This is a genomic window from Leeuwenhoekiella blandensis MED217 (assembly GCF_000152985.1).
Lineage (GTDB): Bacteria > Bacteroidota > Bacteroidia > Flavobacteriales > Flavobacteriaceae > Leeuwenhoekiella > Leeuwenhoekiella blandensis.
The window spans coordinates 2,456,164-2,479,720 of sequence record NZ_CH672395.1; the positions used below are offsets into that span (position 1 = coordinate 2,456,164).

At 39.1% G+C, this 23,557-nt stretch carries 19 protein-coding genes; 6 read left to right on the forward strand and 13 right to left on the reverse strand.

Annotated features, from left to right (window positions below; all coding sequences use genetic code 11):
* Positions 1–69: 69 nt before the first annotated feature.
* The 9 genes from MED217_RS10590 to MED217_RS10630 form a co-directional block, all read right to left on the reverse strand.
* Positions 70–969, reverse strand: coding sequence for a Ppx/GppA phosphatase family protein (locus MED217_RS10590; RefSeq protein WP_009780516.1), 900 nt, complete (start codon positions 967–969; stop codon positions 70–72).
* 3 nt (positions 970–972) lie between these two features.
* Positions 973–3,057 (reverse strand): polyphosphate kinase 1, encoded by a 2,085-nt coding sequence (gene ppk1 / locus MED217_RS10595; RefSeq protein ID WP_009780517.1) that lies wholly within the window; start codon positions 3,055–3,057, stop codon positions 973–975.
* Positions 3,058–3,543 (reverse strand): SixA phosphatase family protein, encoded by a 486-nt coding sequence (locus tag MED217_RS10600; RefSeq protein WP_009780518.1) that lies wholly within the window; start codon positions 3,541–3,543, stop codon positions 3,058–3,060.
* Between the two features lie 11 nt (positions 3,544–3,554).
* Positions 3,555–4,199 carry a pyridoxamine 5'-phosphate oxidase gene (gene pdxH / locus MED217_RS10605; RefSeq protein ID WP_009780519.1) on the reverse strand — a complete coding sequence of 215 codons (645 nt, stop codon included), beginning with the start codon at positions 4,197–4,199 and terminating at the stop codon, positions 3,555–3,557.
* A 106-nt stretch (positions 4,200–4,305) separates the two neighbouring features.
* Positions 4,306–5,226 (reverse strand): ribonuclease Z, encoded by a 921-nt coding sequence (locus MED217_RS10610; RefSeq protein WP_009780520.1) that lies wholly within the window; start codon positions 5,224–5,226, stop codon positions 4,306–4,308.
* 45 nt (positions 5,227–5,271) lie between these two features.
* Positions 5,272–5,607, reverse strand: a complete 336-nt coding sequence (locus MED217_RS10615; RefSeq protein ID WP_009780521.1) for a hypothetical protein — start codon at positions 5,605–5,607, stop codon at positions 5,272–5,274.
* Positions 5,604–6,536 (reverse strand): aspartate carbamoyltransferase catalytic subunit, encoded by a 933-nt coding sequence (locus tag MED217_RS10620; RefSeq protein ID WP_009780522.1) that lies wholly within the window; start codon positions 6,534–6,536, stop codon positions 5,604–5,606. The genes MED217_RS10615 and MED217_RS10620 overlap by 4 nt, the downstream gene beginning before the upstream one ends.
* Positions 6,537–6,551: 15 nt before the next feature.
* Positions 6,552–7,091 (reverse strand): bifunctional pyr operon transcriptional regulator/uracil phosphoribosyltransferase PyrR, encoded by a 540-nt coding sequence (gene pyrR / locus MED217_RS10625; RefSeq protein ID WP_009780523.1) that lies wholly within the window; start codon positions 7,089–7,091, stop codon positions 6,552–6,554.
* 221 nt (positions 7,092–7,312) lie between these two features.
* Positions 7,313–8,059, reverse strand: a complete 747-nt coding sequence (locus MED217_RS10630) for a DUF4294 domain-containing protein (RefSeq protein ID WP_154648932.1) — start codon at positions 8,057–8,059, stop codon at positions 7,313–7,315.
* Between the two features lie 52 nt (positions 8,060–8,111).
* On the opposite strand from MED217_RS10630, the gene MED217_RS10635 reads away from it, so the two are divergent.
* The 6 genes from MED217_RS10635 (at position 8,112) to MED217_RS10665 (ending at position 19,717) form a co-directional block, all read left to right on the forward strand.
* Positions 8,112–9,200 carry a M42 family metallopeptidase gene (locus tag MED217_RS10635; protein ID WP_088124386.1) on the forward strand — a complete coding sequence of 363 codons (1,089 nt, stop codon included), beginning with the start codon at positions 8,112–8,114 and terminating at the stop codon, positions 9,198–9,200.
* A gap of 195 nt (positions 9,201–9,395) precedes the next feature.
* Positions 9,396–10,472, forward strand: a complete 1,077-nt coding sequence (locus MED217_RS10640; RefSeq protein WP_009780526.1) for a DNA topoisomerase IB — start codon at positions 9,396–9,398, stop codon at positions 10,470–10,472.
* Positions 10,473–10,585: 113 nt separating this feature from the next.
* Entirely contained in the window at positions 10,586–13,417 is a 2,832-nt protein-coding gene (uvrA, locus tag MED217_RS10645) for an excinuclease ABC subunit UvrA (RefSeq protein ID WP_009780527.1), read from the forward strand.
* Positions 13,418–13,449: 32 nt separating this feature from the next.
* On the forward strand, positions 13,450–14,139 hold the full coding sequence (locus MED217_RS10650; RefSeq protein ID WP_040532753.1) for an LOG family protein: 690 nt from the start codon (positions 13,450–13,452) through the stop codon (positions 14,137–14,139).
* Between the two features lie 115 nt (positions 14,140–14,254).
* Positions 14,255–17,086 (forward strand): gluzincin family metallopeptidase, encoded by a 2,832-nt coding sequence (locus MED217_RS10655; RefSeq protein ID WP_009780529.1) that lies wholly within the window; start codon positions 14,255–14,257, stop codon positions 17,084–17,086.
* Between the two features lie 219 nt (positions 17,087–17,305).
* A complete protein-coding gene (locus MED217_RS10665; protein ID WP_009780531.1) occupies positions 17,306–19,717 on the forward strand; it encodes an alpha-ketoacid dehydrogenase subunit alpha/beta in 2,412 nt (803 codons plus the stop codon).
* 7 nt (positions 19,718–19,724) lie between these two features.
* Here the strand turns inward: MED217_RS10665 and MED217_RS10670 are convergent, their stop codons facing one another.
* Genes MED217_RS10670 through MED217_RS10685 form a run of 4 tightly spaced genes read right to left on the reverse strand, consistent with a single transcriptional unit; the run spans position 19,725 to position 23,552 of the window.
* The gene (locus MED217_RS10670) at positions 19,725–21,257 is read right to left on the reverse strand and encodes a PH domain-containing protein (protein ID WP_009780532.1); all 1,533 of its coding nucleotides are present in this window, start codon (positions 21,255–21,257) and stop codon (positions 19,725–19,727) included.
* Complete coding sequence (locus MED217_RS18545) at positions 21,250–21,768, reverse strand: PH domain-containing protein (RefSeq protein WP_009780533.1); 519 nt, start codon at positions 21,766–21,768, stop codon at positions 21,250–21,252. Before MED217_RS18545 ends, MED217_RS10670 begins: the two co-directional genes overlap by 8 nt.
* Before the next feature lie 56 nt (positions 21,769–21,824).
* Positions 21,825–22,664, reverse strand: coding sequence for a 1,4-dihydroxy-2-naphthoyl-CoA synthase (locus MED217_RS10680; protein ID WP_009780534.1), 840 nt, complete (start codon positions 22,662–22,664; stop codon positions 21,825–21,827).
* Between the two features lie 42 nt (positions 22,665–22,706).
* Entirely contained in the window at positions 22,707–23,552 is an 846-nt protein-coding gene (locus MED217_RS10685) for a CvfB family protein (protein ID WP_009780535.1), read from the reverse strand.
* Positions 23,553–23,557 lie beyond the last annotated feature (5 nt).

Sequence of the window (23,557 nt, forward strand, 5' to 3'; positions counted from 1 at the left end):
GTTAAAAGTTTTGTTTTGTTGAAGTTCAGTTCATTAACAAACAATAATACTATTATTTTTAGTTTCAGCCTATGCCGGCTGTGTTTTATCGTTGTAAAGCGATTTTATTATACCATCTGATAATCCAATCTTGGGAACATAGATATTTTTTGACCTACTCCACTTCATTGCAGAAAGGTATATACGTGTCGCCGGAATAATTACATCAGCTCGGTCAAGGTTTAGTCCAAGTTCTGTAACACGCTCCTCATAAGTATACGACTGAATAAACTCATAGAAAGTTACCATATAGAAATAGGTAAGTGGTTTGCCGTCTTTCTTACCACTTAGTTTAAAGATCTTATTGATATTACCTCCAGAACCTATCAAGTCAATTTTTTTATGCCCTTCGGTAACTTCTTTAATCCACTGCTCTACTTCGTTCCAGGTGTTGTGTCCTACAAGTCCTTCAAGCAAACGTACAGTTCCTAATTTAAAAGAGCGAGAGGCAACTACTTCTCCTCCGCTATACAGTGTAAATTCTGTACTACCACCACCAACATCTACATATAAATACGATCGATCTGAAGTTATTAACGATTGCAAATCGGTATTGGCAATGATTGCCGCCTCATCGCTTCCGTCAATAATATTTATTGATACTCCGGTTTTTTTCTTGATCACTTTTACTACCTCACTCCCGTTGATAGCTTCACGCATTGCGGAAGTAGCACAAGCTTTATAGTCAACCACCTTATGCGACTTCATCAACAATTTGAAAGCTTCCATAGTGTCGATCATTCGCTGAATATTCTCTTCAGATATTTTTTTCTCCTTAAAAACATCAGCCCCTAATCGAATAGGCACACGTACTAAAGAACTCTTTCTAAAAATAGGATCACGACCTTCAACTTCTATTACGTTGGCAACCAGCAAACGTACGGCGTTAGATCCTATATCAATGGCTCCATATTTCTTTAGTTCAATCATAATTTAATTTAGTTTATTCAAGTAGTAATCGTAAGTGGCAAATTGAGAGCGTAGCGGAGCTTCATCGTTTTTACGGTATGCGTTATCCTGTGCTGCGGTAATCTCTCGCGCTTTTACGTTATCATTCCAACATATTGTATACGTGTCAATAATCTCCTGCTTGATGTCTTCATCATAAATGGGGCAAGTAACTTCTACCCTATTGTCTAAGTTACGCGTCATCCAGTCTGACGAAGAGATAAAGACCTTCTCATCACCTTCTTCACCAAAGATCATCACTCTTGGATGCTCAAGAAACTTGTCTACAATACTTATAAGACGAATGTTTTCACTCATTCCTTCAACCCCGGGAATCAAACAACAAACCCCGCGTATGATCATATCTATTTGAACTCCGGCTGCACTGGCTGCATACAATTTATCGATGATCGCATAATTTGACATGCTGTTAAGTTTCAGTCTGATATATCCTTTACCTCCACTTTTGACTTTCTTGATTTCATTTTCGATCAACTTGTAAAACGTGTTGCGCGCGTAATGTGGTGAAATAACCAAATGCTGATACGTGTTTACGATGTAGTTGGTATCAAAGAAATTAAAGAGTTTACTCAGATCTTTAAGTATCTGCTTGTTTGCCGTAAAAAGCGTGTAATCTGTGTAAATACGGGCGGTCATCCCGTTGAAGTTTCCGGTACTTATAAAACCATAACGTTTTAAGCGCGAACCTTCTTGACGCTCAATGACACAAACTTTACTGTGCACTTTAAGCCCTGGAACGCCAAAAATAAGTTTAACGCCTTCGTCCTGCATTTTATTGGCATAGCGCATATTGCTCTCTTCGTCAAAACGCGCACGCAATTCGATTTGCACGGTAACCTCTTTACCATTTTTAGCAGCATTTATCAATGCACTTGCCACGTGGCTTAATTTTGCCAAACGATAAATCGTAATTTTTATCGTCTTTACCTTAGGATCTAATGCTGCCTCGCGCAAAAACTTGATCACGTATGCAAAAGTGTGATAGGGTGTATATTGTAAAAAGTCTTTCTCTGCAACCTTTTTAAACATACTGTCATTCAAGCTGATGCCCTTTATAGGAAGTGGTTTTTGCTTGGCATAGAGTAAATCATTGCGCCCCAAACTCGGGAAGCCCATGTAATCCTTCCGATTATGATAACGCCCTCCAGGAATAATACTATCTGTATATTCTATTCCTAGTTTTTTAAGCAGAAAAGCCAACGTATCGCTGTCTATTGTTTGATCGTGAACAAAACGTACAGGCTCTGCATCTTCTCTTCCTTTTACACTTTTTGAAAGCTTTTCAATGAAACTTTTTCCTAGATCAGATTCGAGATCTAACTCGGCATCACGCGTGATCTTAATCATATGAGCAGAAATCTCATCGTATTCAAATATGCTGAAGACCGACTCTAAGTTATACCGAATCAAGTCATCTAAAATCATGATGTAATCATTACCATCTACCTGCGGAAGCACAACAAAACGATCGAGTTCGCTTGGGATTTCTACCAAAGCATAAATAGGCTTTTTACTGCCCTTTTTCTTCATAGTTATCGTGAGATAGGCTTCTAAATCCTGGATACGCGGAAGCTCTAGATCATCGTTTAGAACTATGGTAACAAGCGCCGGACTCACCTTTTCTGTAAAAAAGGATTTGATATACTCGCTATGTTCAGGGAAGTGAACCTCGTTTTCTTTGATCACATAAATTCCTTCCTCTTTTAAATGCTGAAGAATATCATCAATGATATTCAAACTTTCTTCTTGCTGCTGAATAACGATTTTTGTGATCTTCTCCAGAAGCTCATCTGCGGCATAAACACCTAAAGCTTTTCTACCTTTTTTACCGGCTTCTACAATACGTTTTACCGTAGCATAACGTACTTTAAAAAATTCGTCAAGGTTGTTAGAAAAAATACCCACAAAACGCAAGCGCTCAATTAACGGAACGCTTTCATCTGCTGCCTCTTGCAATACTCTGGCATTAAACTGCAGCCAGCTAATTTCTCTATTGATATAACGAGACTCGTCTGCCCCTAATGTTGCCATATTTAATCTGTTATCCATTTATTTTAATTGCTTCGGTTTTACGTAAAGCTTAGTTTCTCCTCGATCTATGGCTTCCCACCGGTCTACATCAAAGGTGATCATAGTAAATGCAGCCGTGGCCACATTGTCTATCACTTTACTTCCGTACTGATTCACCCAATAAGTCAAAGCATTGTTATGACCAAAAAGCATCAAACGATCGACCTCATCATCGCACGATCTTATAAAATTATCTAGTCCTGTCCCGTTAAAATCATACAATTCGTGTGATAGCTCCAAGCGCTCTTCGGGGATGCCCAGTTCTTTCAAATACAGTAAAGCTGTAGTTTTTGCGCGTACGGCATCACTACTTACAATACGCTGTGGTAAACTGATTTTCTCCCTAATATAAGCCCCCATTTTAGGAGCATCGGTAAGGCCGCGCTCATTTAAAGGTCGCTTATGATCTTCAAGGTCAAATTCCCAAGACGATTTTGCGTGACGTACTAAATATAATGTTTTCATAGATTTTTTAATTAAGGAGCAAGACGCTCCAACTTCCAAGGCACTCCACCCGGCGTATAACGCAATCTGTCGTGAAGTCGATTGGGTCTTCCCTGCCAGAATTCAAATTCGGTAGGAACTACGAGATAACCTCCCCAATGCGGTGGTTTTGGTATTTCGCCTGTACTATACTTTTCTTCGAGCTCCTTTAAACGATTTTCTAAAAATTCACGATCCGGAATCACTTCGCTCTGTGGAGACGTCCAAGCGCCTAGCTGACTGCCAGCCGGTCTGGAATGAAAATATGCTGTAGAGGTTTCTTCTGAAACTTTTTCGGCACGTCCTTTTATAATCACCTGGCGTTCTAAATGAGCCCAGAAAAAAGACAGGCAAAGATTCGGGTTTTGAGCGATTGCCTTTCCCTTTTCACTATCGTAATTGGTATAAAAAACAAAGCCATTTTCATCGTAGCTCTTCAGCAATACTACACGACTTTTAGGAAAACCATCAAAACCAATTGTAGAAACCGTCATTGCGTTGACTTCGATATCTCCGGCAATAGCTTCGGTCTCTTTAAACCATTTTTTAAACTGCTCAAAAGGGTTATTTTCGCTCTGCGCGATCGTTAATTCACTCTTTTCGTAAGATTTTCTATAATCACTTAAATCTTCTGCCATATTCATATTTTGAAGCAAGGTACATCAATGTGCTATAAAGGTAAAAAGCACAAACGTATCTTTTACTATAATTTAAAATTAAATAAGAAAAGAAAGAGGAAATCGGTTAGGCGGTCAATTCGTCTAGATCAAAGACTTTACCGTCATCAGCAGTAAGCACATTTTTAAATACGGCTTTGGCTTCGTTGGCAAACAGCGTGAGGTCTGGATAACGGGTACTGTAATGTCCTAAAATAAGATATTGCGCATTTGCTCCTTTTGCCATAAGACCCGCTTCTCGAGCAGTAGAATGCCCAGTTGGGTTTGCTAATTTGGCGTGCGCTTCTAAAAAAGTAGACTCGTGATATAAAAAGGTCACATCTTTTAACTGCGGAAGATTATCTGGCTTGTAAATCGTGTCACTGCAAAAAGCATAGCTACGCGGTGGATCGGGATCAAAAGTAAGCTCAGCGTTGGGAATCACGGTACCGTCTTCTAAAGTTGCATCTCCACCCGCTTTGATCTTTCGGTAATACACCACATCGATCTCGTGCTGTAGACACGCATTCATATTGAGTTTACGCTCTGCCGGTTTTTCTTTAAATAAAAATCCGTTAGCGTAAATGCGATGTTTTAATGGAATGGTTTCTACGGAAACTTTTTCGTCCTCAAAAATGAGCTGTGGCTCTTTGCTTTCTAATTCGTGAAAATATAACGGATAGTTGGTCCAAGAATTAGAAAGTTTCAGCTGAAGCGTTATCGCTTGCTTGATTCCTTTAGGGCCATAAACGTGCAGTTCTTTTTCTCTATTGAGTAATCTAAACGTAGAAATAAGTCCGACTAATCCAAAAAAATGATCGCCGTGCAAATGGGAGATAAAGATGTGCTTTATCTTAGAAAACTTAACCTTATTCCTTCGTAATTCTACTTGAGTTCCTTCACCACAATCTATAAGAAATAAGTGGTTTTTGATTTGTAAAACCTGGGAAGTAGGATTGGTAAAACTACGAGGTGTAGCTGCATAACAGCCAAGAATGGTAAGCTTCATGTAAGATTGAACGATTTTGTATACGGTAAGTTAACCTATATAACGTTAAAACCCTAAATCGCGTTGTATTTCTTCAAGATCGATAACGTCTTTCGCTTCTTCAAGAGTAGGAACCACCATAAGTTCTTCGGGAACGTGATCAATATGAACGGCTTTATTTACCAACACAAAAGACTTTTGTGCAGCGCGTTGCTGATTTGAAATTTCTAAAAAGCACAACAATTCTTCAAGAGTTAGTTGCTCATATTTTAATAGATCGATCACCAAGTTCTTTTCGGCGTGTGCTTTAGGAACGATAAAATCAAGAAAAGAAGCAAAGCTTTTCACTCCTTTTTCTTCATCAGCTAGAATGGTATAGGTATCTTTTTCGGTTACGATCATTGTTGTTTGATTTTTGAAGCCAACAAATATATTACTGCCATTCTAATTGCCACACCATTTTCAACTTGATTTAGAATGATAGATTGACCACTGTCTGCCACGTCACTGGTAATTTCCACACCGCGATTGATGGGTCCCGGATGCATCACGACGATTTCTTTATCAAGCGAATCGAGTAACTCTTTATCTAAACCGTATTGTTGCGTATACTCTCGGGTTGATGGAAAATAGCTAATATCCATTCGCTCGTTTTGAACGCGAAGCATATTTGCGACATCACACCATTCTAATGCTTTTCTTAAATTGAGTTCAACCTCAACCCCTAGTGATTCAATATATTTTGGCATCAAAGTTTTTGGTCCACAAACTTTAACTTCGGCTCCCAAATGCTTCAGCGCATATATGTTAGAAAGCGCTACGCGACTGTGAAGGATATCACCAACGATCACCACTTTCTTACCGGCGACTTCCCCAAGTTTTTTAGTTATAGAATAGCTGTCGAGTAAAGCTTGAGTGGGATGCTCGTGCGCACCATCTCCCGCATTTACAATACTCGCTTTAATATTTTTAGAGAGAAAAACACCCGCTCCCGGATTTGGGTGACGCATAACAACCATATCTACTTTCATAGATAAAATGTTGTTCACTGTGTCGATTAAAGTTTCTCCTTTTTTAACCGAAGAAGCACCAGCAGAAAAATTGATCACATCTGCACTTAAGCGCTTTTCTGCAAGTTCAAAAGAAAGCTTGGTACGTGTAGAATTCTCAAAGAAAAGATTGGCAATAGTGATATCTCGTAACGAAGGAACTTTCTTAATCGGCCTATTGATTACTTCTTTAAAATGATCTGCCGTTTCAAAAATGAGATCGATATCTGCTTTTGTGATATACTTAATCCCCAATAAGTGGTTTACACTTAACTCGCTCATTCTATTACTTTATAATTACTTATTTACAAGATATACAACATCTTCTCCCCCATTCTCTACCCATTTGACCAGAACCTTTTCCTCATTGATCGCATCTACCTGACGCCCACGATAATTTGGCTGAATAGGCAAATGCCTGCTAAAACGTCTATCGATCAATGTAAAAAGCTCAACGTTTTTAGGTCGGCCAAAACTTTGTATTGCCGTTAAAGCAGCATTTATGCTACGTCCAGTGTACAAGACATCATCAATAAAAACCACGTTTTTATCTTCAACTACAAAATTGATCTTGGTTTTATTGGCCTCCAGCGGTTTATCACTACGTCTAAAATCGTCTCTAAAAAAAGTAATATCAAGATATCCTAGTTTGATATCTTCAATATTATAATCGGTTTCTAGCAGTTTTTTTATGCGCTCTGCGACATAAATTCCGCGTGGTTGAATACCTATGAGAACGGTATCTTTAAAATCTTTATGATTTTCAATGAGTTGACAAGCCAGTCGATTTAAAATGATGTTTATTTCTTTTGCATTAAGCAAGACTTTCTGGCTCATAATGGGAGAACTACAATTTTGGTAGACAAAGGTATTTATTTTTTTTAAACGAGGCTTTTCAACCTAAGGGCAATTGTAAAGAATTTAGTCCTTCCTTTTTCCAAACCATTTAAAGCCAAAGGGTATCGCAAAGAAAAGGAAGAAATATTTACCGGTAATCAATCCTATTAGCGTAATTAGCGCAGCAATAATGTAAATCCAGTTCGTTTTTGAAATCTTCACTACTTGATTCCTTTAGAAGGTTTACGCCATTTATTTTCTAGTTCTAAAAAATTGACATCTATTGCCGGTTCTTGAAACTCCAACACCTTAGCTTGAAAGGAGCGCTGCAGGATATCTTCTATTAAATAATCTTCTTGAACTTCGGCGGGATCGTAAATCTCTTTAAGCGAAATATCAAAAAAGCTCGCGGTGGTATTCAGCAAAAAGGCTTTTAAACCACTTCGGTAGTTTTTGATAAGATCAAAAGTAGTTTGACCGGTTTGGCGATACATAAGTTTTACAAGAATTTGACCTTCGGTACGGGTGAGTTTTTTGAGTTCCTCTTTAAATTCATCTTCAACATACCGCTGAATGATCTTTGTATACCGCTTACGGTCCCGTTTGGTTTCCATAGAATCCAGTCGCTCATTAAGTTCAACCAGACGTTCCCCTGCCAATTTTGCATAAGGCCAAACCTTTCTGGTTTTTCGTCTTAAAATAAGATACCTGCGTCTTGCAGTATTATCATCAAATTTAAGCCTTCCCAAAACCACAACATCATCAAGAAAAATTGCTGAACGTGCAATACTATCCCCTTCTACAAAATAGTATTCTGCAGCAGTGGTGTCGTTTTCTTGCTCTCTTGTTTCGGTAGTTTGAGACCAAAGTGTTGCGCTAAGAAATAGAAAAAACAGGTAATTGAAATTCTTCAAATTCTTTTTTAAATAATGTTGTGCTAAAACTGTTCCAAAAGTACATAATCGCATAGATTGCTTTATGCTTTTGGCATGAATATTCTTACTTTCGTACAAAATCATAATTATGTCAAAAAGCATTTTAAATAAAAAATCGCTCGACTTTTTAGAGTCGTACCTCAATAATGCCGCTCCTACCGGTTATGAGTGGGAAGGGCAAAAAATATGGATGGATTACTTAAAACCGTACGTAGACACTTTTATTACCGACAATTATGGTACCGCGGTAGGTGTAATCAATCCTGATGCAAAATATAAAGTGGTTATTGAAGGCCACGCTGACGAAATCTCGTGGTATGTGAATTACATCACAGACGACGGTCTCATCTATGTTATACGTAACGGTGGAAGCGACCATCAGATTGCCCCATCCAAATTGGTTAACATTCATACTAAAAACGGAATCGTAAAAGGTGTTTTTGGCTGGCCTGCAATCCATACGCGTGATAAAAGCAAAGAACAAGCACCTAGTCTAGACAATATTTTTATCGATACCGGATGCAAAACCAAAGAGGAAGTTGAAAAACTTGGTGTGCACGTTGGTTGTGTGATCACTTACCCGGATACGTTCACTGTACTTAACGAGAACAAATTCGTGTGTCGCGCACTCGATAACAGAATGGGCGGCTTTATGATTGCTGAAGTTGCTCGCTTGCTTAAAGAAAATGAGAACAAGCTAGACTTTGGGTTATATATTGTGAACTCGGTACAGGAAGAAATTGGACTTCGCGGTGCGGAAATGATCACACACACGATTCAACCCAATGTGGCGATCGTTACCGATGTTACTCACGATACCACTACCCCAATGATCGAAAAGAAAACCAACGGTCACGCAGCAATTGGTGAAGGACCCGTTATTTCTTACGCGCCTGCGATTCAACAGAAACTTAGAGATTTGATCATTGATACTGCCGAAGAAAAGAATATTCCGTTTCAACGTGCCGCAAGCAGTCGCGCTACAGGTACCGATACTGATGCATTTGCATACAGCAACGGCGGAGTACCATCGGCATTGATCAGTTTACCTTTGCGCTATATGCATACCACGGTAGAAATGGTACACCGTGACGATGTAGAAAATGTAATTAAAATGATCTACGAGAGCGTGTTAAAAATAAAAGATGGTCAGAGTTTTAGTTATTTTGACTAAATTTAAATTCTTACTAATCATCAAAAGAAATGTCCGGATTGACTTTAAGTCACCGGACATTTTTTCTTGTACTCACTTTTTCTACGGAAACTTTCATTTTTTCTGAAAGTTCTTTCACAAATTATTAGAAATACGGCTTCTAATATTATTATTTCCTTAGTACGCTTCCGCTCAAATTGCATTTAAATTTGAGTCATGACCATAACTGAAGAAAAACTCGAGAACATCCTATCTAGTCGGGAAGAAGCTGCACGTATTGCAGATCTCATCTATGTTACAGATAAACATCTTACCATTTGTCGGAAAAAACACGGTAAAGGATTTACCTATTGCAAGAACGACAAAACCATAAAATCCAAAACTGTTTTAAACCGAATCAAAAAACTGGTGATACCACCAGCCTGGCAAGATGTGTTGATTTCAGAACCCGCTAATGGTCATTTGCAAGCGGTAGGTCGCGATGAAAAAGACCGCAAAGTTTATCTCTATCACGAAACGTGGAACAAACTCAGAAATGAAACCAAGTTTCTAAAACTTGCAGCATTTGCTAATGTTTTACCACAGATACGCCAACAAGTTGATGCAGATCTTGACGAAGAAAAAATGACTAAACGTAAGGTTTTGGCTCTCGTAATTCGGCTTATGGAAGAAACACATATTCGTGTGGGTAATGATTGCTATGCTAAACGCAATAAAACCTACGGCCTTTCAACTTTGCGCACCAGACACGTTAAAACTACAGAAAGTGATATTCGGTTTCAGTTTGTTGGAAAAAAAGGAAAAGAGCACGATATCGCCATCACAGACCCCGAACTTATAGAATTAGTAAACCAATGCGAAGAAATCCCGGGATGGGAATTGTTTCAGTTTTATGACCAATCCGGGAATAAAGATCACGTAGACAGTACAATGATCAATGAATACATTCACGAGTTAAGTGGCGATTTATTTTCTGCTAAAGATTTTAGAACCTGGGCCGCTACAAAAATCTTCTTTGAGGCTTTGAGAGAACTTGGTTACGTTGAAGATGAAAAACAAAACGCAAAAAATATACTTACCGCTTATGATGCTTCAGCAAAAGGCTTAGGAAACACACGCAGCGTTTGTCGTAGCTACTATGTGCATCCGGTTATCCCCGAAGCTTACACTGATGGTTCCATTGTTCCTTACTTTGAAAAAGTAGATCAAGTAGAAGTAAATTCAGACACACAGCTTTCACAAACAGAAACTGTGATCCAAGAAATGCTGGGTAATTACGAAGTAAATATTTAAACATTCTTCCTTAGCGATACACACATTTGCAATGTTCACTTAACATTCAGCAAACCTGTACTTGCTTCTATTTTTCACTCAATTACAGTACCTTTGCACACTTGAAAAAGAAAATGGCAGACACACAAGAATACATTGAAGTTTATGGCGCTAGAGCCCATAACTTAAAAAATATAGACGTACATATTCCCCGAGAAAAACTGGTTGTTATCACCGGTCTTTCAGGAAGTGGAAAGTCATCCCTAGCTTTTGATACGATTTATGCTGAAGGACAGCGAAGATACATCGAGACGTTTTCGGCCTATGCGCGCCAATTCTTAGGGGGTTTAGAGCGACCCGATGTAGATAAAATTCAAGGCCTTTCACCCGTAATCGCTATTGAGCAAAAAACTACGAGCAAAAGTCCGCGATCTACCGTTGGTACGATTACTGAGATTTATGACTTTTTGCGACTGCTTTATGCTCGTGCCAGTGATGCATACAGCTACGAGACGGGAGAAAAAATGGTGAGCTATAGTGATGAGCAGATCAAGGATCTTATCAAAACAGAATATGCAGGCAAACGGGTAAATGTGTTGGCGCCTGTTATCAGAAGCCGTAAAGGGCATTATCGCGAACTTTTTGAACAAATTGCAAAGCAAGGTTTTGTAAAAGTGCGCGTTGATGGTGAAGTTCGCGACATTGAAAAGGGAATGAAGATCGACCGCTACAAGACCCACGATATTGAGATCGTGATCGATCGGTTAAAAATTGAAGACGGTCAGGATATCGATAAGCGTATTTTGGAAACCATCAATACCGCGATGTATCACGGTGAAGATGTAATGATGATTCTGGATCACGACACCAATGAAGCGCGCTATTTTAGTAGAAGCTTGATGTGTCCTACTTCCGGGATTTCATACCCTAATCCAGAACCTAATAATTTTTCGTTCAACTCGCCTAAAGGTGCCTGCCCCAAATGCAACGGTATTGGCGAACTGCGCGTGGTGAATGTGGATAAGATCATTCCTGATCCTAAACTATCGATTAAAAATGGTGGACTAGCGCCACACGGAAACCAAAAAAGCAATTGGATCTTTAAGCAACTTGAGATCATTGCGCAACGCTTTGACTTCAAATTAACCGATCCTATCAAAGATATTCCTAAGGAAGCAATAGATATGATTTTGTACGGTGGAAAGGAAAAATTCACCGTCGATTCTAAAACCTTAGGCGTTAGCCGCAATTATAAAATTGATTTTGAAGGTGTCGCAAATTTTATAGAAAGCACTTACGAAAACAATGATTCTGCATCCCTCAAGCGTTGGGCTAAAGAATATATGGAGAAGGTAATCTGCCCGGAATGTGAAGGATCACGCCTGCGCAAAGAATCCTTATACTTCCGCGTACGCGAAAAAAACATTGCCGAACTCGCACAAATGGATGTGCTGGAACTGGCTGCTTGGTTTAAGGACTTACCGGATAATTTAAGCGAAAAACAAACCGCGATCGCCACCGAAATTTTAAAAGAGATCAATGCGAGACTTCAGTTTTTGGTTGATGTTGGTTTGACATACCTCTCCTTAAACCGAAGCTCAAAATCCCTTTCTGGTGGTGAAGCACAGCGTATTCGCCTTGCGACGCAAATTGGTTCACAACTGGTAGGCGTGCTCTACATTCTTGATGAGCCGAGTATCGGTTTGCACCAGCGAGACAATGAGAAACTCATCAATTCGTTAGAATCGCTTCGTGATTTAGGCAACTCAGTCCTGGTCGTTGAGCACGATAAAGATATGATTGAGCGTGCCGATTATGTTATTGATATTGGTCCGTTTGCAGGAAAGCACGGTGGTGAGATCATCAGCGAGGGAACGCCGAAGCAGCTTGTAAAACAGCATACGCTTACCGCACAATACCTTAATGGTGAAAAAGAAATCGCAGTTCCTGCTGAGCGCCGCAAAGGAAATGGAAAAAAAATCGTTCTTAAAGGAGCTACAGGCAACAACCTTAAAAAGGTAGATGTAGAATTTCCGTTGGGAAAAATGATCGTGGTCACAGGAGTTTCAGGAAGTGGAAAATCTACGTTGATCAATGAGACGCTCTACCCTATTATGAATGCGCATTATTTTAATGGCGTCAAAAAACCTGCACCATATAAAAGCATTAAAGGTCTAGATGAATGTGATAAGGTTATTGATATCAACCAATCACCAATTGGCCGTACACCACGATCTAATCCGGCAACGTATACCGGAGTTTTTGGTGAAATACGCAGTTTGTTTGCAAAAATTCCTGAGGCGCAAATTCGGGGTTACAAGCCGGGACGTTTCAGTTTTAATGTTGCTGGAGGCCGCTGTGAAACCTGTAAAGGTGGCGGGTTGCGTGTGATAGAAATGAACTTCCTCCCGGATGTTTACGTAGAATGTGAAACCTGCCAGGGAAAACGCTTCAACAGAGAAACACTTGAAATAAGATATAAAGGAAAAAGTATCGCCGATGTGCTGGAAATGACCATTGATGAGGCGGTTCCGTTTTTTGAGCATATTCCTAAAATCTACCGAAAACTCAAAACCATTCAAGATGTTGGATTGGGTTATATTTCGTTAGGACAACAATCTACTACACTTTCCGGTGGAGAGGCGCAGCGTATAAAACTGGCCACAGAGCTTTCTAAGCGCGATACGGGAAATACCTTTTATATTCTTGACGAACCCACTACCGGATTACATTTTGAAGATGTACGCATCTTAATGGACGTACTCAACCGACTTACCGACAAAGGAAACACCATGTTAATTATAGAACATAATCTTGACGTAATTAAGATGGCAGACCACATCATAGACATTGGTTATGAGGGTGGTAGAAACGGCGGCCAACTTGTTGCAAAAGGTACGCCTGAGGAAGTGGCTAAAGATAAAAAGAGCTTTACCGCTAAGTTTCTCCGAAATGAATTAAATTAGGCTCTTGCCGAATTTTTTAAACAAAATTAAATATGAGAACTGAACATAAACCTAAGGGTTGGAATGAGATAAAAACAAACGACTCTTGGGCTATATTTAAAATAATGGGTGAATTTGTAAGCGGTTTTGAAAAGCTTAGCAGAATTGGCCCCTGTGTATCTATTTTTGGTAGTGCACGTACAAAACCTGATGAAGAATATTATAAGCTTTCTGTAGCTATAGCAGAGAAAATCGTTGAAAACGGTTACGGTGTGATTACAGGCGGTGGCCCGGGAATTATGGAAGCTGGTAATAAAGGAGCCCACCTTGCAGGAGGAACTTCTGTAGGTTTAAATATTGATCTTCCTTTTGAGCAACACGATAACCCCTACATAGATAGTGATAAGAGCATCGACTTTGATTACTTCTTTGTGCGCAAAGTGATGTTTGTAAAATACTCACAAGGCTTTGTGGTGCTTCCGGGAGGTTTTGGTACACTAGACGAACTTTTTGAATCGATTACACTAATTCAAACACATAAGATTGATAAGTTCCCGATCATTTTAGTAGGTACAGAATACTGGCAAGGCCTTTTTGATTGGATCAAAAATACTTTACTTGAAAAATTCAATACTATAAGTCCGGGGGATATTGATTTATTACATCTTGTAGATACCGAAGATGAAGTTCTTGAAGTCTTAAACAACTTCTACAATGAATATGAATTGAGTCCTAATTTCTAAAATATTTAAAACCAAGACGCGCTATTTTGCGTTAGGTATGGTAATTGATTTATATTAAAGAAAAACGCCTAGTGCTCAACGCAACTCCATTCACCATAAACGTATCGGTAGAACTATGAAGAAGTTTTTAAAAATGCTTCTTCCGGTTTTGTTAACGCTTCCTTTTACAGGTGAAGCGCAAAACCGTATTGAGATCACTGCCCGTTTGGTTGAATCGGATAAGACTTTGTTCATTCAGCAGGATATTTATTTCAAGAACAACTCAAACGATACGCTTACGCAATTGTATTTTAACGATTGGGCGCATAGTTTCTCATCAAAACAGTCAAAATTAGGTAGACGCTTTGCAGAAAATTACGATCGTAGATTTCACTTAGCAGATGATTATGCGCGCGGCGCTTCAAAAATAAATACCATCATTGGTGAGCGTTTTAGTAATCTCAGTTTTAAACGACTTGAAGATGCCGAAGATGTTCTTGAAATAAATCTTCTTGAACCGCTGCTTCCCGGTCAAACCACACGGGTTAAGCTCAATTACAACATACGTATTCCTGACGCTAAATTCACAGGTTATGGCGCGTTAGACAACGGTGATTTCAATCTAAAATATTGGTTTATTGCACCGGCAGTTTACGATGGTGAATGGCATTACTACAGCAATAAAAATCTGGATGACCTATACATGGCGCCAACTGACTTTTCTATTGATTTTTCGTTTAAGAAAAATTATCGCTTCATTAATGAACTCGAGCAAACCAGCGCCACTGTCAATGAAGAAAGTAGTTTTAAAACAGTTCATTTAGAAGGAAGTTCTCGTAATAACACGACGATTTATCTACGTCAAATTTCTGAATTTCAAATCACTGAAACCGATGATTTGACTGTAGTAACCAATATAACAGACGACAAAGTCATTGCTGAACGCGAAGCGCTGATCATTGATAAAATAAGTCATTTTCTTGTTGAAGAATTGGGTGAATATCCATTTAAACAGTTGGTGATCTCCAATATTGATTATGCTGAAAATCCTGTGTATGGTCTTAATCAGTTACCCGATTTTCTGAGTCCGTTTCCCGAAGATTTCAAATACGAATTAAAAATCTTAAAGACCGCGATTGACAATTTTGTTGACCGCACGCTGTTTGTAAACCCAAGAGATGACCGATGGATTGCTGATGGATTAAAAATGTATACCATGATGAAGTATATGGATCATTTTTATCCCAACCTAAAAGTTGTAGGGACGCTCAATCGCTACTGGATTGCGCGACAATTTCACCTTGCTGATCTGGAGTTTAATGAGCAATACAATTTGCTTTACATGCACATGGCTCGTATGAATCTCGATCAACCGCTTACTACACCAAGTGACTCGTTGATCAAATTCAACAAAAACATAGCGAACGCATACAAAGCCGCCAGCGGAATCAATTATCTTTCTGAATATCTTTCTGATGCTATAATTGAAGAGAGTCTTGATGAGTTTTATCTGGAGAACAAATTAAAACTTACTTCTTCAAAAACATTTGAAGCGATCTTAAGATCAAAAACCGATAAAGATCTCGATTGGTTTTTTGAGGATTTTGTCAACTCGAGAAAAATCATTGATTATAAATTCAACGAAGTTAAAAGCGAGGGTGACAGCATTAAAATTGAAATAAAAAACAAAACCGAAAGTCAAATGCCCATTCCGGTTTATGGGATGAATAAAGATAAGATCATCTCAAAAACTTGGGTTGATGGTTTTGAAAAAGAAAAAAATATCAACATTGCCGGCGATAGCATAGACCGCGTCGTAATAAATGCTGAAGGTTTTGTGCCGGAATACAACAGACGTAACAATTACAAAAAAGTAAACCCGTTTCTGGGAGTCAACAAACCTTTTCAATTTAAACTGCTTCAGGACCTTGAAGACCCTTCAAAAAATCAAGTGTTTTTTATGCCGGTCTTTGAGTATAACTTTTATGACGGTCTCAAATTAGGAGCAAAAATGTACAATAAAACCCTCCTGTCTAAAGCCTTTAACTATCGCATTGAACCACAATACGGTTTTAAATCTGATAAATTAACAGGAAGTGCAGGGTTCACTTACACCCAAAACGTAAATGAAGGAAACCTGTATGCTATTCGCTACGGAATTTCAGGTTCGTTATCGTCTTACGCACCAGATGCACTATACAAATCTTACAGTCCGTTCATAACGTTCGGATTTAGGACTTCAGATTTTAGATCAGATAAACGACAATTTCTTACCGTAAGTAATATCAACGTGTATCGAGACGAGTCTGATGTGATCACCAATGATGATCCCAACTATAGTGTTTTTAACGTGCGGTACACTAATAGTAATCCGGGTGTTATCAATGCGCTTACCTATAATACAGATTTTCAACTCGCGCAGAAGTTTAGTAAGTTTTCGGTTACTGCCAAATATCGCAAGGTCTTTTTAAACAACCGGCAATTTGATCTAAGGCTTTTTGGTGGAATCTTTTTATACAACGATACGCGTTCGCAAGGAGATTATTTCAGCTTTGCATTAGACCGACCAACCGACTATTTATTTCGCTACAATTATTACGGAAGATCTGAAAGTTCTGGGATTTTCAGTCAGCAGTTGGTTTTAGCTGAAGGTGGCTTTAAGTCTAAACTCGACACGCCTTTTGGTAATGAGTGGCTTACCACCATCAATACCAGCACCACCATTTGGAATTTTATTCACGGTTATGCAGATATTGGTCTTGTAAAAAATCAAGGCGATCCGGCACGCTTTTTATACGACAGTGGTATACGTACAGTTTTGGTTGAAGATTATTTTGAACTTTTCTTTCCCGTATATTCTTCTAATGGCTGGGAAATTGGCCAACCCAATTACGATCAAAAAATACGCTTCATTGTAACGCTTGATCTACGCACGATGTTGAGCTTATTTACCCGCAAATGGTATTGATGGCTTTATAAACTTAAGCCCGCTAAACCCTTATTCAATCTATACAAACAATGTAGATTGATTTTTAAATATCATTAGCAAAATAGTTTTAAAACCTCTTTGAATTACAATATTTTCAGTAAAACTCAATTTTAATGAAAATTTATCATTTTTTAAAGAAATTATTGAATTGTATAAGAGTTGAATTTTGCGTATTTTTACCGAAACCGTTTGAAAATTATGCACACGCAATCTGAGCCCACTTCTGAAATTTCATTTGACGATTTTAAAGCCACTGTTATTAACGACTATAAAATTGCAGTCACTAGCCGTGAATGCAGTTTATTAGGTCGTAGAGAGGTTTTAACCGGTAAGGCAAAATTTGGGATTTTTGGCGATGGTAAAGAGGTGCCGCAACTCGCTATGGCCAAGGCCTTTAAAAAAGGAGATTGGAGATCGGGCTATTATCGCGATCAAACGTTTATGATGGCTATCGACCATCTTACCATTGAAAACTTTTTTGCCGGTCTGTATGCACATACCAGTCTTGAGCACGATCCTATGAGTGCCGGTAAGCAAATGGGAGGTCATTTTGGAACGCACAGTTTAGATGATAGCGGAAACCTTAAAAACCTTCTTGAGCAATACAATAGTAGTGCAGACATCTCTCCCACTGCCGGTCAAATGCCAAGATTACTAGGACTTGCCCAAGCTTCTAAATTATACAGAAAGGTCCCTGAGATGAACACAGACGGGCTTTCTAATGAAGGAAACGAAGTTGCTTGGGGAACTATAGGAAATGCCAGTACTTCTGAAGGGATGTTTTTTGAAACCATCAATGCAGCTGGCGTACTTCAAGTTCCTATGGTGATTAGTGTTTGGGATGATGACTATGGAATTTCGGTACACGCAAAGCATCAGACTACAAAAGAAAATATCTCTGAAATTTTAAGTGGTTTTCAACGTACTGACGATGATCAAGGTTATGAAATCATTCGTGTAAAAGGATGGGATTATCCGGCACTTATCGATGCTTTTGAACAAGCCGGAAAAATTGCACGTGAACAACATGTACCTGTTATCTTACATGTTACAGAACTTACACAGCCGCAAGGACACTCTACTTCTGGTTCTCACGAACGTTATAAAAGTAAAGACCGCTTGCAGTGGGAAAAAGAGCACGACTGTAACACCAAGATGCGCGAGTGGATGATCAACAATCAAATCGCCACAGATGAAGAGCTTTCAGAAATAGAGAAAGATATCAAGCGCAAGGTGCGCGAAGGAAAACGCAATGCCTGGGACGCCTTTCTTAATCCCATAAAAAAAGAGAAAAAAACCGTTTTAAGTCTTATCGACACCATTATTGCAGAAAGTGAAAACGGTCAATTTATAAAAAGTATCAAACAAACCCTTGTTGATGAAAAAGATGCGCTAAAGTCTGATGTACTCATCGCTGCACGTAAAACGCTTCGGTTTGTTTCAAAAGAAAATAGCGAAAGCATCACAGCATTAAAAAATTGGGTAAGCGATTATATCGCAAAAGAGCAACCTAATTATAGCAGTCACGTGTTTAGCGAGTTTGACTCTAAAGCTACAAATATTGCTGAAGAGCTTCCGCAGTACGATGATGACGCCAAAACTGTTGATGCGCGTATTGTACTTCGTGATAATTTTGATGCGCTTTTCAGTAAGTATCCTAACAGTGTTGTTTTTGGTGAAGATACCGGGACTATTGGTGATGTCAACCAAGGTCTCGAAGGTTTACAAGATAAATATGGTGAACTGCGTGTCGCAGATGCAGGAATACGTGAAACTACTATTATTGGTCAGGGAATAGGTCTTGCATTGCGTGGCTTACGCCCCATTGCCGAGATTCAGTATTTAGATTACATTCTTTATGCGATGGCGACATTGAGTGATGACTTGGCTACGCTGCGTTACAGAACGCACGGAAAACAAGCAGCACCATTGATCGTAAGAACACGTGGTCATCGTCTGGAGGGAATCTGGCACAGCGGTTCGCAGATGGGTTCATTACTGGGACTTTTACGCGGAGTTTACATTCTTACTCCAAGAAATATGACTAAAGCAGCCGGATTTTACAATACACTGATGCAAAGTGATGAACCTGCTGTAATTGTAGAATGTCTCAACGGGTATCGCTTAAAAGAAAAGCTACCAACCAATCTGGCAGAATTTAAAACCCCTATAGGTAAAGTTGAAGTGCTGCGTGAAGGAACAGATATCACGGTACTTTCTTACGGAAGTACACTTCGTCTGGTAGAACTTGCTGCACAGGATTTACAAGCTGCAAACATAAGTGTAGAAGTTATTGATGCGCAATCCTTGCTTCCGTTTGATTTAAATCATGACACGGTAAAAAGTATCGCAAAGACCAACCGTATTCTTGTGGTTGATGAAGATATGCCAGGTGGAGCTTCAGCGTATTTACTGCAGCATATACTTGATGAGCAAAAAGCGTTTAGGTATTTAGACAGTGCACCACAAACACTATCAGCAAGACCACACAGACCTGCTTATGGAACAGATGGTGACTATTTCTCTAAACCTTCTGCAGAAGACATTTATGAGAAGATCTATGACATCATGCACGAAGTAAATCCAATCGAATATCCTTCAATTCGCTAGTTTAAGCTTACATCCAGGGCTTTTGGGCAACTTCAACTCTAAATAGCGCATAATTTATGTAGCGCTGAAGTTGATGCGTTGTTACAGGGAACGAAATATCGCCTCCCGCGGTATGAAACGTATAGTTATACAGGTTTCGCTTTTTATACCATATGGGCTGACTCACGGTTACCGATTGCAGTTTGAACGACTCAATAATTTCTGTCTTTTGATTCCATACGCCTTTGCGCATAATCACGAATTCTGGTGTGATCTCCAGAGAAAGTGCTTTGTACCAATAGTATTGATACGGAATAATTAGCATCCCAAAAATGATAAAGAGAATGCTCAAAATCTCTACCATATAATTAGGTACGAGAATCGAAGCAACAATCGCAGTAAGAATTAAGGGTAATCCGGCAATAATCAACAATCGAATGTAGAGTATAAATGCCGGTTTAAATACACGACCGGGACGCATTTGATGACTGAACAGAAAACGCTTTACCTGCTCTACGTGTTTACGCTCTAATCCAGGAATGGAAATTTTTGATTTATTTAAATCATCCTGACTACTGGCCAGTGCAACTTGCGCTTCATTGAGATTTAATCGCTTTTGAATAGGGTTTGTAATCACGCGCATAAGCTGCACACGTCGCGGTTTGAGACTCACTTTTGTATTGGTTTTCAAGCCCATTTCAAGCTCTAGACTCTCATTGGTTTGTGTCAATTTTAGATCAAAATACTTAATGAAAATTTCAACACAGGAGATAAACATTCCCAATAAAAACACCCCTACAAACACGATCGCTGTGATTATAAAAAGTTCTACAGGTTTGCTATAACTATCCAGATAACCTTTGATTCCTTCTGTATATTGATCTTCTTGTAAAACTTCAATATCACCTATTTGCTGATAGATAGAGCCTACAAAAATCAGAATAAGCCAAACACCTCTAAAATAATTACTCGTTAAGCCAAGTTTTAAAAGCCCCAACGGACTCAGTCTGTGGGTCCAGTTTGCTTTTTGATTTTCTTTTATCTTAGGTTCATGTATTATGTCCTGAGCAGTCGACGAAGTAGTTTGCTCCTCACGTACCGCTTGCATCAAAATCTTTTGCAGTTGCTGCGCTTGCGCTTCGGTAAGGGCTTTAATATCGATCTCTTGAGTGCTGCTTCCTGCAGAATCTACCACAACGCTATTTACGCCAACCACACGCTGCACCAAAGATTTCTTAAAATAAACTTGCTGAATTTTTGAAAATGGAATCGCCACAACATTAGTCGAAAAGACACCTTCCGTAAGGACAAACTCGGCGTTTTTATAATCTATATAAAACTGAAACTTTTTATACGCCAGAAAACTATATCCGAGAATAAGAGCCAACAAAACCACAGCACCTAGAGTTATTGGCAAAATAATATCTGAAGGGATTCCTTTGATGACAAAGTAAAGAATCGCTGCTCCAAAAGCTCTCAGAAATTTATACGCGTGAGATAAAAAGATGATGAGTATCCCGAGCTTAGATTGTAATTGTGGGGTTTCAAATGGCTTAGACATCTGCTTCGGTTAGATGATGAGCAATTTTATCCTTGAGTCTTGCTGCAATTTCCGGAGTTAAACCGGGAATATTAATATCGCTTCCAGATCCGCCGGCAGTAAAAATATTGAGGTTGGCGATTTTGAAAAACCTATCTAAAATCCCCACAGAAGTAGAAATATGCTGAATGCGATTAAAAGGAATAATGGTTATTTTTTCGAAAAGCACACCGCGCTTAAAAGCGATATCCCGCTCTCGTAACGCGTAACCAATATTTTTTTGTAAAGCTAATTGATATGCTATGAGCAGCGCAAAAAACAACGCGATCCCCGCGGACAAACCTAAAGTCACGTAAGGAACATCTGCAAAAATATAGAGCACCGTAATCCCAACAATCACAAGAAGCAACCAGATCGCAATAACAGAAAATACTTTATGTAACCGCGCTTTTGAAACCGGAGTATACTTCAGTTCCTGATGGTTTGGTAAAGTATCTAGATCTACCGGAGCATTTGTAAACTTATATTCCATAGAGCAATTTTTGACTGCATTCTTTTAAAAATACTAGAACACATTCAATTTCTCTGCTATGGAATCCATTTTTTATCAAAATTAGGTTTTCTTTTTTCTAAGAACGCATTTCGACCTTCTTTAGCTTCATCGGTCATATAAGCCAATCGCGTTGCTTCACCGGCAAAAACCTGCTGCCCTACCATACCATCATCGGTAAGGTTCATGGCAAACTTGAGCATTTTAATAGAAGTTGGTGATTTGGCTAAAATTTCCTGAGCCCATTCAAAAGCAGTGTCTTCCAATTCTTCGTGCGGAATAACAGCATTTACCATCCCCATTTCATAAGCTTCCTGCGCAGAATAATTTCGCCCTAAGAAAAAGATTTCCCGAGCTTTTTTCTGCCCCACCATTTTCGCCAAATATGCCGACCCATAACCACCATCAAAACTAGTCACGTCGGCATCTGTTTGTTTAAAAATGGCATGCTCTTTACTGGCTAGAGTAAGATCGCAAACAACATGCAAACTGTGTCCTCCTCCTACTGCCCAACCGGGAACGACAGCTATAACTGCCTTTGGCATAAAACGAATTAATCGCTGTACATCTAAGATATTTAAACGGTGATAACCATCTTCACCTACATAACCTTGATCGCCGCGCGCTTTTTGATCACCTCCGCTACAAAAGCTATACACACCATCTTTAGGCGAAGGACCTTCGGCAGACAGCAAGATCACACCCACAGAAGTATCTTCCTGAGCGATATGAAATGCATCGAGCAATTCAGACGTTGTTCTTGGCCTAAAGGCATTACGCACTTCGGGACGGTTAAACGCAATACGCGCTACTCCGTCGGCTTTTTTAAAGGTAATATCTTGGTATTCTTTTACTGTTTTCCAGTCTGGCTTTTGCATAATATGGTTGAATTGCTTGAGTGCATAAAGCTGCCTCACCTATTAATTCTTGTCTTGATCTTTTAGCTTAATCCCGTCATTTGAGATCGTAATCATACGGTCTTTATATAAAGCACCGATTGCCTTTTTAAAAAGCTTTTTACTGATCCCAAAATACGCGTGAATATCTTCTGGCGAACTTTTATCATGCACAGGAAGAAAACCATCATTTTCTTTCAGTTCCTCATAGATAAATTGTGCATTGGGTTCGATGCTTTTATAACCTTCTGGCTGAAGCAAAACATCGATCTTTTTATCTTCACGTACGCGCTTGATATATCCCGGTAATCTGTCGCCGATTCTGATATCTTCAAAAATCGTGTCTTTATGAACCAAACCTTGATACTGCTCATTGATTATTACGTGAGCACCGTGTTCTGAAAAATGAGATACAAGGATCTCGACTTTATCATGTTTCTCAACAGTTGCATCAGAATTATCTAAAAACTTATTGAATTTTGAAGAACCTACAAGCCGGTTTGTGCGCTCATCAAGATACATATACACCAGATACCAACTGCCTTCTTTCATCGGTGTCACCTGATTAGAAAACGGAACAAAAAGCTCTTTATCTAATCCCCAATCTACAAAAGCCCCGATTTTGGTAACCGAAGTACATTCGAGATAAGCAAAACCATTTTTTAAAATATAAGGCTTGAGAGTGGTAGCAACAGGGCGCTCTTCATTATCTAAATAAACAAATACTTCGATCTCATCTTCAAGCTGAAAACCTTCGGGAGCGTATTTACCAGGAAGCAAAACTTCGTTTTCTTCGGCATCACGCAAATAAAGTCCCGGACTTACATCGCGATCAATAATCATTTTATGGTATTCTCCCAGTTCGAGCATATGTA

Coding starts and splice junctions, on each gene's coding strand:
- MED217_RS10590 (WP_009780516.1), bottom strand. CDS start 969: ATGATTGAACTAAAGAAATATGGAGCCATTGATATAGGATCTAACGCC.
- MED217_RS10670 (WP_009780532.1), bottom strand. CDS start 21,257: ATGTCTAAGCCATTTGAAACCCCACAATTACAATCTAAGCTCGGGATA.
- MED217_RS10650 (WP_040532753.1), top strand. CDS start 13,450: ATGAGAACTGAACATAAACCTAAGGGTTGGAATGAGATAAAAACAAAC.
- MED217_RS10620 (WP_009780522.1), bottom strand. CDS start 6,536: ATGAGCGAGTTAAGTGTAAACCACTTATTGGGGATTAAGTATATCACA.
- MED217_RS18545 (WP_009780533.1), bottom strand. CDS start 21,768: ATGGAATATAAGTTTACAAATGCTCCGGTAGATCTAGATACTTTACCA.
- MED217_RS10640 (WP_009780526.1), top strand. CDS start 9,396: ATGACCATAACTGAAGAAAAACTCGAGAACATCCTATCTAGTCGGGAA.
- MED217_RS10600 (WP_009780518.1), bottom strand. CDS start 3,543: ATGAAAACATTATATTTAGTACGTCACGCAAAATCGTCTTGGGAATTT.
- MED217_RS10615 (WP_009780521.1), bottom strand. CDS start 5,607: ATGATCGTAACCGAAAAAGATACCTATACCATTCTAGCTGATGAAGAA.
- uvrA (WP_009780527.1), top strand. CDS start 10,586: ATGGCAGACACACAAGAATACATTGAAGTTTATGGCGCTAGAGCCCAT.
- pyrR (WP_009780523.1), bottom strand. CDS start 7,091: ATGAGCCAGAAAGTCTTGCTTAATGCAAAAGAAATAAACATCATTTTA.
- MED217_RS10655 (WP_009780529.1), top strand. CDS start 14,255: ATGAAGAAGTTTTTAAAAATGCTTCTTCCGGTTTTGTTAACGCTTCCT.
- MED217_RS10665 (WP_009780531.1), top strand. CDS start 17,306: ATGCACACGCAATCTGAGCCCACTTCTGAAATTTCATTTGACGATTTT.
- ppk1 (WP_009780517.1), bottom strand. CDS start 3,057: ATGGATAACAGATTAAATATGGCAACATTAGGGGCAGACGAGTCTCGT.
- MED217_RS10630 (WP_154648932.1), bottom strand. CDS start 8,059: ATGCGATTATGTACTTTTGGAACAGTTTTAGCACAACATTATTTAAAA.
- MED217_RS10610 (WP_009780520.1), bottom strand. CDS start 5,226: ATGAAGCTTACCATTCTTGGCTGTTATGCAGCTACACCTCGTAGTTTT.
- MED217_RS10685 (WP_009780535.1), bottom strand. CDS start 23,552: ATGCTCGAACTGGGAGAATACCATAAAATGATTATTGATCGCGATGTA.
- pdxH (WP_009780519.1), bottom strand. CDS start 4,199: ATGGCAGAAGATTTAAGTGATTATAGAAAATCTTACGAAAAGAGTGAA.
- MED217_RS10680 (WP_009780534.1), bottom strand. CDS start 22,664: ATGCAAAAGCCAGACTGGAAAACAGTAAAAGAATACCAAGATATTACC.